This is a genomic window from Thalassobacter sp. HA4-2 (genome assembly GCF_055693705.1).
This window is the reverse complement of record NZ_JBVFUK010000001.1, coordinates 2,987,482-2,997,421: the sequence shown is the minus strand read 5'-3', so window position 1 is coordinate 2,997,421 and position 9,940 is coordinate 2,987,482. Positions and strand designations below refer to the sequence as shown.

Annotated in this window: 16 protein-coding genes and 1 pseudogene; 4 read left to right on the top strand and 13 right to left on the bottom strand. The window is 64.0% G+C overall.

Annotation, left to right across the window (positions count from 1 at the left end; genetic code table 11):
* Positions 1-51: 51 nt before the first annotated feature.
* The 8 genes from gdhA to ACZ1G0_RS15265 form a co-directional block, all read right to left on the bottom strand.
* Positions 52-1,392: an NADP-specific glutamate dehydrogenase gene (gene gdhA / locus ACZ1G0_RS15300; RefSeq protein WP_472737723.1), complete on the bottom strand. Its 1,341-nt coding sequence runs from the start codon at positions 1,390-1,392 to the stop codon at positions 52-54.
* 65 nt (positions 1,393-1,457) lie between these two features.
* Positions 1,458-1,622 carry a DUF1328 domain-containing protein gene (locus ACZ1G0_RS15295; RefSeq protein WP_472737722.1) on the bottom strand — a complete coding sequence of 55 codons (165 nt, stop codon included), beginning with the start codon at positions 1,620-1,622 and terminating at the stop codon, positions 1,458-1,460.
* A 70-nt stretch (positions 1,623-1,692) separates the two neighbouring features.
* Positions 1,693-2,736, bottom strand: coding sequence for a ParB/RepB/Spo0J family partition protein (locus ACZ1G0_RS15290; RefSeq protein ID WP_472737721.1), 1,044 nt, complete (start codon positions 2,734-2,736; stop codon positions 1,693-1,695).
* 167 nt (positions 2,737-2,903) lie between these two features.
* Complete coding sequence (locus tag ACZ1G0_RS15285) at positions 2,904-3,095, bottom strand: PLD nuclease N-terminal domain-containing protein (RefSeq protein WP_472737720.1); 192 nt, start codon at positions 3,093-3,095, stop codon at positions 2,904-2,906.
* Between the two features lie 21 nt (positions 3,096-3,116).
* Entirely contained in the window at positions 3,117-3,329 is a 213-nt protein-coding gene (locus ACZ1G0_RS15280) for a hypervirulence associated TUDOR domain-containing protein (protein WP_472737719.1), read from the bottom strand.
* Positions 3,319-3,474, bottom strand: a complete 156-nt coding sequence (locus ACZ1G0_RS15275; RefSeq protein WP_472737718.1) for a hypothetical protein — start codon at positions 3,472-3,474, stop codon at positions 3,319-3,321. Before ACZ1G0_RS15275 ends, ACZ1G0_RS15280 begins: the two co-directional genes overlap by 11 nt.
* A complete protein-coding gene (locus ACZ1G0_RS15270) occupies positions 3,464-3,616 on the bottom strand; it encodes a hypothetical protein (protein ID WP_472737717.1) in 153 nt (50 codons plus the stop codon). The genes ACZ1G0_RS15275 and ACZ1G0_RS15270 overlap by 11 nt, the downstream gene beginning before the upstream one ends.
* 87 nt (positions 3,617-3,703) lie before the next feature.
* Positions 3,704-4,567 (bottom strand): mechanosensitive ion channel family protein, encoded by an 864-nt coding sequence (locus tag ACZ1G0_RS15265; protein WP_472737716.1) that lies wholly within the window; start codon positions 4,565-4,567, stop codon positions 3,704-3,706.
* Positions 4,568-4,663: 96 nt separating this feature from the next.
* Here ACZ1G0_RS15265 and ACZ1G0_RS15260 point away from each other — a divergent pair, with 96 nt between their 5' ends.
* Positions 4,664-5,479, top strand: coding sequence for a formate/nitrite transporter family protein (locus tag ACZ1G0_RS15260; protein WP_472737715.1), 816 nt, complete (start codon positions 4,664-4,666; stop codon positions 5,477-5,479).
* 73 nt (positions 5,480-5,552) lie between these two features.
* Here the strand turns inward: ACZ1G0_RS15260 and ACZ1G0_RS15255 are convergent, their stop codons facing one another.
* From ACZ1G0_RS15255 to ACZ1G0_RS15245, 3 genes are all read right to left on the bottom strand, one after another.
* Positions 5,553-6,005 (bottom strand): PRC-barrel domain-containing protein, encoded by a 453-nt coding sequence (locus ACZ1G0_RS15255; protein WP_472737714.1) that lies wholly within the window; start codon positions 6,003-6,005, stop codon positions 5,553-5,555.
* A gap of 108 nt (positions 6,006-6,113) precedes the next feature.
* Positions 6,114-6,290 (bottom strand): hypothetical protein, encoded by a 177-nt coding sequence (locus ACZ1G0_RS15250; protein WP_472737713.1) that lies wholly within the window; start codon positions 6,288-6,290, stop codon positions 6,114-6,116.
* A gap of 1 nt (position 6,291) precedes the next feature.
* Positions 6,292-6,465, bottom strand: a complete 174-nt coding sequence (locus tag ACZ1G0_RS15245; protein ID WP_472737712.1) for a hypothetical protein — start codon at positions 6,463-6,465, stop codon at positions 6,292-6,294.
* 122 nt (positions 6,466-6,587) lie between these two features.
* Here ACZ1G0_RS15245 and ACZ1G0_RS15240 point away from each other — a divergent pair, with 122 nt between their 5' ends.
* Both ACZ1G0_RS15240 and ACZ1G0_RS15235 read left to right on the top strand, forming a co-directional pair.
* Complete coding sequence (locus ACZ1G0_RS15240; protein WP_472737711.1) at positions 6,588-7,154, top strand: hypothetical protein; 567 nt, start codon at positions 6,588-6,590, stop codon at positions 7,152-7,154.
* A gap of 3 nt (positions 7,155-7,157) precedes the next feature.
* Positions 7,158-8,489, top strand: coding sequence for an MATE family efflux transporter (locus ACZ1G0_RS15235; protein WP_472737710.1), 1,332 nt, complete (start codon positions 7,158-7,160; stop codon positions 8,487-8,489).
* 60 nt (positions 8,490-8,549) lie between these two features.
* Here the strand turns inward: ACZ1G0_RS15235 and ACZ1G0_RS15230 are convergent.
* Positions 8,550-9,143 (bottom strand): annotated as a pseudogene (locus ACZ1G0_RS15230) (Crp/Fnr family transcriptional regulator); the annotation flags it as partial.
* Between the two features lie 92 nt (positions 9,144-9,235).
* Between ACZ1G0_RS15230 and ACZ1G0_RS15225 the strand changes: the two are divergent.
* Complete coding sequence (locus ACZ1G0_RS15225) at positions 9,236-9,697, top strand: hypothetical protein (protein WP_472737709.1); 462 nt, start codon at positions 9,236-9,238, stop codon at positions 9,695-9,697.
* Here the strand turns inward: ACZ1G0_RS15225 and ACZ1G0_RS15220 are convergent.
* On the bottom strand, positions 9,650-9,928 hold the full coding sequence (locus tag ACZ1G0_RS15220) for an ElaB/YgaM/YqjD family protein (protein WP_472737708.1): 279 nt from the start codon (positions 9,926-9,928) through the stop codon (positions 9,650-9,652). The genes ACZ1G0_RS15225 and ACZ1G0_RS15220 overlap by 48 nt on opposite strands.
* Between the last annotated feature and the right edge of the window lie 12 nt (positions 9,929-9,940).

The window sequence follows — 9,940 nt, the reverse complement described above, 5'->3', positions numbered from 1 at the left end:
CGGGCTTTTCCGACGCCCTTTGTCCGCGGCCTTTGTCCCCGTGGGGACACGTCATACAATGCCTTGTGCGGTGATCGCGTGGGCTAGGCGGCGGTAGGCGGCAACATTGGCCCCGCGTCCGTAATCCACCGGCCCGCCTTGTCCCTCGGCCACGATGCGGCTGTGGATATCGGCCATGATGGCGCGCAGCTGATCGTCCACCTGCTGTGCCGTCATGGATTGGCGGTGACTGTTTTGCGACATCTCCAACCCGCTGACGGCCACGCCGCCCGCGTTGGATGCCTTGCCCGGCGCATGGGGGATAGCGCTGCGCGCAATGACGCTGGACGCCTCGGGGGTCAGGGGCATGTTCGCCCCCTCGGCCAGCAGGGTCAGACCTTGATCCACAAGCCCCTGTGCCGGGCTCTCGTCCAACTCGTTCTGGGTGGCGCAGGGCAGGGCGATGTCCGCCTCCAGTGCCCAGGGCAGGGTGCCTTCGCGGAACTCCAGCCCGTTTTGTCCCCGTGGGGACGCGATGTCCTGGCTCGCCGCCTTGCGGTCCTGCACCCAAGCAATCGTCTCGGCCGTCAGGCCATCGGGGGCATAGAGCGTGCCGCTGGTGTCGGACAGGGAGATCACCGTCGCGCCCTGATCCACGGCCTTGAGGGCCGCGTGGGTCGCGACATTGCCCTTGCCCGAGATCGCCACGCGTTTGCCCGTCAGATCGTCGCCAATATGGGCCAACATGGCTTGCACAAAGTAAATCAGGCCATAGCCCGTGGCCTCAACCCGCACTTGGCTGCCGCCATAGGACAGCCCCTTGCCGGTCAGCGCGCCGCCATAGCTGTGGGCGTTGGCGCGCCACGCCCCGAAGAGCCACCCAATCTCGCGCGCGCCCACGTTGATGTCGCCCGCAGGCACATCCTTGTCGGGGCCGATGTGGGGGGCCAACTGGCGCATGAAGGCTTGGCAAAACCGCATCACCTCGCCCTGGCTGCGCCCCGAGGGGTCAAAGTCGGACCCGCCCTTGGCCCCGCCAAGGGGCAACCCGGTCAAGGCATTCTTGAAGCACTGCTCGAACGCCAGCGCCTTGAGCACGTCGGCGTTCACCGACGGATGAAACCGCAGCCCGCCCTTGTAGGGGCCGATGGCGTTGGACCCCTGCACGCGCCAGCCGCGGTTGATCTGCACCTGACCGGCGTCATCCTGCCACGTGACGCGGAACCCGATGATCCGGTCAGGCTCTGCCAGCCGGGCGAGGGGACGGGCAGCGCTGAACGCGGTGTTGTTTTTCTCGATGGGCAGGACATGGCCCGCGATCGCTGCGACCACGCTGCGAAACTGGGTTTCGCCTTGGGTGTGGTCTGGCAAGTCGTTCATGAAGTTTTCGGTCAAGGCGCGGGTGCGGTCCATGGGGGTCCCTTCTGGATGCAAAAAGACCGGGCGTCCCCGTGGGGACACCCGGCCTGTGTGATGGGTTAGTTGCGGCGAAATACCTGTGCCAGCAGCGTGACAACGAACAGCGCCACGAAGATGAAGAACAGGATCTGTGCGATGCCCGCAGATGCGGAAGCGATCCCACCAAAGCCAAAGACGGCGGCCACAAGGGCCACGGCGAAAAAGATAAGTGCCCATCTAAGCATGTCGAAACCTCCGATTGTTGGGTCCATTGCTACAAGGACGCCTCAACCGGGGGTTTGGTTCCCTGCCGTGTCAGGTGTCGTCGTCCAGCGCGTGCAGAAAGGCGGTTGTGGCAGCGGCCAGCCGGGCCGGGTCCAGTGTGCTGAAATCGCGGTTCGCGGCGACCTCGACCCGGCCCGGGTGCGCGGCCAGCCTGACCGTCTGGGTGGCGCGGCCTGTCCCCACGGGGACATCGAAGCGCAGGTCGATCATGGGTTTGGGGGGCTTGGCGCGGGTGGGTGTTGTGGTTTCCTTCAACACCCTGCGCAACACGGCGACCTCCTTGATCGGGGTCGAGACAAAGGCACCCGCAATCCGCGCCTTGACCCGCGCGGCAAAGCCCGGCTCGCTGGACAGGCGGCGTTCCAGATCAAGGCCAAGGTTGCGGGGCAACGCCTCGGGGAATTTGAGGTATGTGCCCATCATGTCCAGCAGATTGGCAAAGCGCGCGATGTAGTTGCGTTTCTGCCGCCCCGCACTGGCATACAGGATCTGCACCGCCTCGGCTGGGGTGTTGGCCTTGGACCCGGGGTCGGCGGCATAGGCGCGGGCCAGTTGCGCCATCTCGGCAAAGCTGATGTCCCGGCGCACGAGGTTTTCGTCCACCATCCGACGGTAGAGCGCGTCCAGATCGTCACCCGCCACATTCAAGGTCGCGGGGATGCGGGCAAAGCGGTCGTCGCCCGTGGCCTTGAACAGCGCGCGAAAGGCGGACAGGCGGCGAAAGCCCTGGATCAGTTCGAACCGGTCTCCGTTCGCCTCGACCCGGATGGGGTTGGACAGGCCCAGATCGCGGATCGAGGTTTGCAGGTCCTCTAGTTCGGGGTCCACGTTCGCGCTGCGGTCCCGGGTCAGTTTGCGGGTGTCGATCCGGTCCAGCGGGATCAGGTCCGTGATCAGCCCCGCCTGTTGCACGTGCACGTGTTCGTGGGCAAGACGGTCCGTTTCATCGCGCAGGGTGGCGGCGGTGGGGGGCGTGGTATGGTGCATGTCAGGTCCTTGTGGTCGGCGGGTCCATGCGCGGGCGCTGCGGTCGCTGTCCTTTGGGGACGTCTTGACCCAACCGAAGCGGTCCATGGCACGGGGCCCCTCGGTTGTGTGAGCGACCCGTATAGGGGCAACAGAGTTACCAAATGATGAATGGCTAAGCGTCCCCGTGGGGACGGGTTGGGCAACCCTTGAATGAAAAGGGCCGTGCCGAGGGTCTCGGCACGGCCCGCAGCGGCGCGCGGCATGGGAGGGGGTTATGCCCGCGCAGCACCCCCACGTGGGCCCACAAAGAACCACACGATGAAACCAAGGATTGGCAGGACCAGCACGAACAGGGACCACAGCACCTTTTTGCCCGTCGATGCCCCCGATCCGATAATGGACACCAAGGCCCACAGGGTCAGGGCCAAGCCGATCAGGCCGAGTAAACCACCAACTTCCAACATCTCAATTCTCCTTCTCTCTGGTTATGCGGCGCGGACTTCGGTGCAGGATTTCAGCACCTCGTCCCCGTCGTCTTGTTCAATCAAATAGGCTGGATCCTGGTCGGTGGCGTCGCGCGTCACCTCGGTGCCCTTGATCGTTTTGCTGATCTTCTGGGTGTAGACTTTGGTCACTTGGCCCTTGGCGGTGCCGTTGCCCCAGTCCCATTCCACAGTGTCCCCTTTTTCAATCGTCATCGGTCTGTTCCTTCACTTCGTCTTCGATCTGCTGGGGGTCGAGGTCGGCGGCCTTGGCCTTGCCGTACCCCTCGCGGCGAAGCAGTTCGCGGATTTCGGGATCCTTGATGTCAGGGTTGCGTTTGTCGTTGCGCTTATCGGCCATGGGGCACCTCTAGGGTCAGGGTGCAGACGGCCGGACAGGGCGTCTTCGCCTCGGCGGTGCCGCCCATGATGGCGACCGAGGCCCCCAGGGCAAAGCCCAGGGCGACAATCAGAAAATACAAGTTCATGATGCGATTTGTCATATCAGCCTCCTTGCCTTGTAAACGCAGCGGGCGAGGGTTGGTTCCCGAAAACAGGTGAAGTTTCGCCGTGGCCCCGATGCGCGGGCGCTATTCGCCCGCTTGCACCGTGCGCACTGGCACCGGTTCGTTCACGGTCAGGGTGCGGTAGGGGAAGGGGATTTCGATCCCCGCGTCATCCAGCGCCCGCTTGATCGCCGCCACGACCTGATCCCGGCTGGCGCGGATGTCCACGGGGGCGCTGCCGGTCCACCACGTGATCTCGAAATCCACGGAGGACGCGCCAAAGGCACAGGCAAACACCTGAATGTCGCGTACGTCATCCCGGACCATGTCCACGGCGCGCACGGCGTCCTCGATCACGGTGCGGGCCGCGTCCACATCCTCGCCGTAGGCCACGCCACAGATGATCCGGGCACGGCGGAATTCGGCATCCGTGCGCACGGTGACGGCGTTATGGAACAGCTGTGCGTTGGGCACGACGACCAATTGGCCATCGGTCTGACGGATGTGGGTGTCGCGGATCGTGATCGCCTCCACCCGCCCTTCGGCCCCGGAACATTCGATATGATCGTCCATGGCAAAAGGTTCTCGCAGCAGGATCAGAACCCCGGCCAGAAAATTCTCGAAAGTGTCCTTGAAGGCGAACCCGATGGCCACGGACCCAAGGCCCAGCGTGGTCAGGGCGCGCCCGGGGGTGATGGTGGGAAACACCACTGTCAGCGCGATCAACGCCCCTGCCAGCCACAGGGTGGTCGAGGCCAGAAGCGACAGCACGTCGCGCAAGTTGCGCCGCAACCTCAGCCGCCGCAACAGGGATCGCACCAACGTCACCAATCCCCACGTCAGGGTCAAAAGCAGCAGGGCAACACCCAAGCGGGGCAGGGCGCGCCATGCGGCATCACCCCAGCCCGCGATCTGGGTCCAGAGTTCGGGGGGCAGTGTCATATCCATACCCCCTCAACGCCGCCAAGCGCGTGCGGTTCCCGGGAACCTTTGCCCGGTCACGTGCGTTGTGGATGATCGACATACACCACAAAGGAGCCGCCCATGACCGACCTGACCCAAGCCGAAGAAGAGCGCGAGGCGGTCGAGGAAGCCGCCAGCCTGTCCCCCCGCCTGATCTTCGAGGCGATCCGCCGCGAAGGGGAAGAGGAGTTGGAGCGCCCCATGCGCGCCCTTTGGTTTTCCGGCATCGCCGCCGGTATCCTGATCAGCTTTTCGGTGCTGGGCGAGGCGTGGTTCCGCGCCACCCTGCCCGACGCTCCGTGGCGGGCGATCGTGGAAAACGCGGGCTATTCCCTGGGCTTCATGCTGGTGATCCTGGGCCGGATGCAGTTGTTCACCGAAAACACCATCACCACCGTGGTGCCCGTTCTGGCCCGGCCCCGGGCGGCGGGTCGGATGCTGCGCCTTTGGGGCGTGGTGCTGGCCGCCAACGTGGTGGGGGCGTTCATCGCGGCGTGGTTCATTGCGGATGCCGGGGCCTTCAGCGCGCAGGTGACCGCCGCCGTGACCGAACTGTCCCACCACGCCGTGGGCTTTCCCTGGGCCGAAGGGTTGGTGCGCGGTATTCCCGCCGGTATCCTGATCGCCGCCCTCGTGTGGATGATGCCCGGCATGGGGTCGGGTCAGGTGGTCCTGATCGTGATCATCACATGGGCGATTGCCTTTGGTGATTTCACCCATGTTGTGGCCGGGTCTGTCGAGGCCGCTTTTCTGTTGATCGAAGGACAGATCGGTATGGGCCAAGCCCTGTTCGGGTTCTTCCTCCCCGTTCTTGTGGGCAATGTGATCGGCGGCACGCTGGTCTTTACCATGCTGGCCTATGGGCAGATCCAGCCCGAGATCGAGGACGACGCCTGACGCGAAAAACCCACCGCGCCGATGGGGCGCGGTGGGTGCACTCGTTAACCTTGGCCCGTGTGGGCCAGTCCTCTTAACTGTCCAATTCGAACTCCGGCAGCGCCTCCAGCGCCTCCTTGGTGACATCCGCGTAGACACGCAGCTCGTCGCCGTCGATCTCTTGGGCGATGGTCAGGCTATCAAAGCTGACCAGCACGTCCTTTTCGCCAATACCCAGCCAGCCGCCGACACCCAGCACGGCACCGCTGACATCACCGGCGGAGGTCATCACGACCGAGTCCACTTCACCGATCCATTCGTCGTTGGCGTCATACAGGGCGGCTCCCGTCAGCTCTTCGCTGGTGAAATCATCCATGGCGATCTGGCTAAAGCCATCCACGTCCATCAGGGGGGCGTCGAACTGGGCATATTCAACCTCGTTGTCGATCGTGATCACGCCCATGTCGGTGTCGTTCATCGCACTTTCGGCCAGCACGGGGGCGGCCATCAGGGTGGCAATTGCAGTCGCGGTATAAAGGGTCTTCATAGCGTCTCTCCTTTTGCTGTTGCGTACATCTGATCAACGGCTGGCCCGGAAACAGGTTCCACGCAGGCCAAAGAAAAACCCGCGCCGAAGCGCGGGTCTTGGTGCGGTCTAGCGATCCTCGGACCGATACAATCGCCGATCCGGGGCGTCTTTGGCCAAGGTCGATTTGGTGTGGTTCGGATCGTCCATCGCATCCTCGGTGCGCTTCTTGCTCCAACCTGCAAAGGCGATCACGGCGAGTAGAGTGCCCAAGGCAAGGGCACCGACAAAGACATAGGTTTCCATCCTATTGCTCCTGTGTGGCGGAGGTGCCGACGTAGGCCGAGGCGTCATCCTCAACACTGGTCGTGTTCATGATGACCACCAGACCGACGACAAAGACGGCGGCAAGGGCAAAGACCACCAGCGGGCCTTTGTGGCGTTTACGTTGGCGCGGCAGGTTTGTGTCGGGGGCCGTCATGGCATTCTCCTTTGTTGCGTTTCAGGTGATCAACCCAAGGCGCGGCGGTTCGGTTCCAAGAAAAGTGGGAACGGACCGAGCAGGCGGGCGTTGATCCCCGACACATTTGACGGAGATTTATGATGAAACGGACTATGACCCTGACCGCCTGCGCCCTGTTTCTGGCCGCGCCCGCCATGGCGCAAACCTACACCACCCAAGCGGGGGGCGATATTTCCGGCACCTATGGCAGTGGCCCGTCTGGTGGGCTGAACGCGGCCCCACAAGCGGGCGTGATTGACCAGAACATGGCCGCCAGCCAAAACGCGGAACCGCAAGAGTTGGCCGTGGGCGTGGCCGAGGCGACCGACCCGATCCCCGAAGCGTTCGTGCCCCTGGCCGACCCGGACGCAGCCCCCATGCAGCAACCGCTGATTGTGGCGGGCGGTGATTGTACCGATACACCGGCGATTCACGCGGATGTTCTGGGCACGCCGGTTTTTGACGCGCGTGGCGCGCAGCAGGCTGTGGTCGTCGGCATTGATCACGGGCCGGGCGGCGACATCGAACAATTCCTGTTGGGCCCCACCTACCAGGCCAAAGCCATTGACCGCGCCATGGTCGGCATCGCCTTTGATGATCAGTGTCAGCTGCAGATGACCGCGTTGGATGACGTGGATTTTGACACCCTTCCGCGGTTCGGCGGCTGATCCGTGGCCAGTCGAGATTTGACCAAGGGGCCGATCTGGCGCGCGCTTGCTGCCGTATCGGCCCCGATGTCGTTTGGCATCTTCGGCGTCCTCAGTATCGGGCTGGTGGACGCCTATGTTTTGGGCCAGTTGGGTCAAGCGCCCTTGGCCGCCGTAGGCTTTATCTATCCTGTCACCACCGCCCTGACCTCGCTGGCCATCGGTCTGTCGGCGGGGGGCAACACGGCGGTGTCCCAAGCCTTGGGGCGCAAGGCGGACGGGGCCGAGGTGCACCGGCTGGCATGGCACACGCTTGCGCTGGGGCTGGGGGCCGCGTCGGTCGTCGCCGCCCTGTTTGCGCTGTTTTACGGACCCTTGTTTGCGTTGATGGGCGCGACTGGCGATCCGGCGCGAGAGATTGCGGAATACGCACCGATCTGGGCGCTGTCGTTTCCGTTCCTTGTGACCTCGATGATCCTGAACGCCGTGTTCCGGGCCCATGGGCAAGGGGCGATATCGGCGGGGATCATGGTCGCTTCGGCCAGCATCAATGCCGCCCTGACCCCGACGATGGTGTTTGGATGGGGCCCGTTCGAGGCTATGGGCACCGCCGGGGCCGCCTATGCCACCCTTGCGGGACGATTGGTGGAACTGTCCATTGGGGCCAGTCTCGCGTGGTGGTTCGGATATCTGGGATGGATGGCGCAGCCCCTGAAAAACCTGCGCGCATCCGTGCGCGAGGTGTTGCAAGTGGGCCTTCCCGCCGCCTTTTCCAACGCGATCAACCCCGCAGGCATCGCGCTGGTCACCGCCGCCGTTGCCACCTTGGGCGAGGCGGCGGTGGCCGGGTTCGGGGCCGCCACCCGGGTGCAAAGCCTCGCACTGGTCGTGCTGCTGGCCCTGTCTGCGGGTATCGGTCCCGTGGTGGGCCAGAATTGGGGCGCCGACAAACCGGACCGCGCGCGCAAGGCGCTGTGGCTGGCATGGATGATCTGCGGTGGCTACGGTTTGGCGCTGGCGGCAGTTCTGTTCACCTTTGCCGCCCCCATCGCGGGACTGTTTGCCGAAACGGGCAACGCTCAGAACGCCGCAACCCAGTACTTACAGATCGTATCGTGGAGCTTTGCAGGCTACGGCGTGCTGGTCGTGACCAATGCGGCCATGAACGCCCGGTCCAAGGCGGTCTGGTCCATGGGCCTGAGCCTTGGACGCATCTTTGCGGTCTATGTGCCGTTGGCATGGTTGGGCGCGCTGACCCTTGGCCTGCCCGGCGTGCTGTGGGCGGCCTTCGCGGCAAATGCGCTGGCGATCCCGGCGGGGGTCTGGGCGGCGTACAAGGTGGGCTTGTTCAGATAAGCGGACGGGGGCAATCTTGTCGCCCGAGTCGCCGCCCGTATCGCCGGCCAGTTGCGCCAGCTCTGCCGGGCGATGCACGTCCAGCTGGCCGCCGTCCCAGGTAGCGACACCGGCGGCGCGCAATTTCGACAGGGTCTTGTTGGTGTGCACGACAGACAGGCCCAACGCTTCTGCCAGATCTTGCTGGCGGTAGGGCAGGGGCACGCGGCCGTTGCGCGCAAGGCCAAGGGCCTTGAGGCGGCGATCAAACCGCAACAGCGCCCAAGCCACCCGCGCGATGGCGGGCTCCTGGCCCAGCACGGTCAGTGCCTCGCCCAGTATGTTTTCTTCGCGCGCGGCCAAATGGGTCAGGTCAAACGCGCGGGCGGGGTTGGATTTGAACAACGACCACAGCTCTGCCCGGTTGAACACGCACAGCATCATGTCTGTTGTCGCCTCGAAGGAATGGCCCATCTCGCCCATCACACCTGATTGCAGGCCAAGGAAATCCCCCGGCATGGCAAAGCCCACGACTTGGCGTTTGCCGTCGGGGGTCGTCTTGTGACGCAGGCCCATACCCGACAAAACGGTGTAAAGCTGCGGCGTGGCTGATCCTTCGGAAAAGATGTCTGTCCCCGCCTGTGCCGTCAATTCACCGGTTTTGAACTTGGCCATAAAGGTCAGGTCCGCGCCCGAGAACGCTTCGAACAAAGGCAAAGGGCGCAGGGGACAGTTTTCGCATTTGGTCGACATTTTCATACCTTGCTATGTCAAGGATTAAGTCGCGTGTCGCAGGGGTCTGCCAAAAGGCCACCAAACCCGGAGAAGACGATGACCCCAACTGCCCCCTCGCTGACGCGCGCGCCATCGTCGTCACGCAAGACTTTCTGGAAGCCGACGACCTGATCGAAGAACTCGCGCTGGCGGGTCTGACGCCAGCGTTGCACATGCAAAAGGTCTCGGAGGTGGTGGCGGCCCTGACGTCAGAGCGGAGCCTGCCGCGTGTCATCGTCGCCCCCGTTGGGAAGGACACGGCCGATCTGTTGCACCGTGCAGCAGAGGATGACATCGCCGTCATCGTCTTGAATGGCAAGACAGGGACACATGAACACGGGCGGGTCACGTTTATGGCCCGCCCGTTTACATCCTCGGAGGTGCAAGTGGCGCTTGTGGCCCTTGGCCTAGTGCCGCCCGCGCAGGGCAAGCCCCAGCAGGACACCGGCGCCTAGGGCGACGCCCACGACCATGGCCGGGTTCTTGCGCACGGCGGCGTTCACATCGTCGGTGAGGGTCGAAAGATGCTCGGACGCGGCCTCGGCGGTCTCGGAAATCGCCTCGCCGGTGTCGTGGGCCACTTTGTTCACAGTGGCTTCGGCCTCTTTCAACTTGGTCTTGGCATAGTCGCCTGCGCCATTGGCGCGTTTGGTTTTCTCGGGGGTCGGGGTGGTTGTATTGGGCATGGGAAGTCTCCT

Excerpts from the sequence above, each read along its gene's own strand:
- ACZ1G0_RS15270 (WP_472737717.1), bottom strand. The coding sequence starts at position 3,616 with ATGACAAATCGCATCATGAACTTGTATTTTCTGATTGTCGCCCTGGGC.
- ACZ1G0_RS15225 (WP_472737709.1), top strand. The coding sequence starts at position 9,236 with ATGTCAAGGATTAAGTCGCGTGTCGCAGGGGTCTGCCAAAAGGCCACC.
- ACZ1G0_RS15280 (WP_472737719.1), bottom strand. The coding sequence starts at position 3,329 with ATGACGATTGAAAAAGGGGACACTGTGGAATGGGACTGGGGCAACGGC.
- ACZ1G0_RS15260 (WP_472737715.1), top strand. The coding sequence starts at position 4,664 with ATGACCGACCTGACCCAAGCCGAAGAAGAGCGCGAGGCGGTCGAGGAA.
- ACZ1G0_RS15220 (WP_472737708.1), bottom strand. The coding sequence starts at position 9,928 with ATGCCCAATACAACCACCCCGACCCCCGAGAAAACCAAACGCGCCAAT.
- ACZ1G0_RS15285 (WP_472737720.1), bottom strand. The coding sequence starts at position 3,095 with ATGTTGGAAGTTGGTGGTTTACTCGGCCTGATCGGCTTGGCCCTGACC.
- ACZ1G0_RS15290 (WP_472737721.1), bottom strand. The coding sequence starts at position 2,736 with ATGGACCGCTTCGGTTGGGTCAAGACGTCCCCAAAGGACAGCGACCGC.
- ACZ1G0_RS15240 (WP_472737711.1), top strand. The coding sequence starts at position 6,588 with ATGAAACGGACTATGACCCTGACCGCCTGCGCCCTGTTTCTGGCCGCG.
- ACZ1G0_RS15265 (WP_472737716.1), bottom strand. The coding sequence starts at position 4,567 with ATGGATATGACACTGCCCCCCGAACTCTGGACCCAGATCGCGGGCTGG.
- gdhA (WP_472737723.1), bottom strand. The coding sequence starts at position 1,392 with ATGGACCGCACCCGCGCCTTGACCGAAAACTTCATGAACGACTTGCCA.
- ACZ1G0_RS15275 (WP_472737718.1), bottom strand. The coding sequence starts at position 3,474 with ATGGCCGATAAGCGCAACGACAAACGCAACCCTGACATCAAGGATCCC.
- ACZ1G0_RS15245 (WP_472737712.1), bottom strand. The coding sequence starts at position 6,465 with ATGACGGCCCCCGACACAAACCTGCCGCGCCAACGTAAACGCCACAAA.
- ACZ1G0_RS15250 (WP_472737713.1), bottom strand. The coding sequence starts at position 6,290 with ATGGAAACCTATGTCTTTGTCGGTGCCCTTGCCTTGGGCACTCTACTC.
- ACZ1G0_RS15255 (WP_472737714.1), bottom strand. The coding sequence starts at position 6,005 with ATGAAGACCCTTTATACCGCGACTGCAATTGCCACCCTGATGGCCGCC.
- ACZ1G0_RS15295 (WP_472737722.1), bottom strand. The coding sequence starts at position 1,622 with ATGCTTAGATGGGCACTTATCTTTTTCGCCGTGGCCCTTGTGGCCGCC.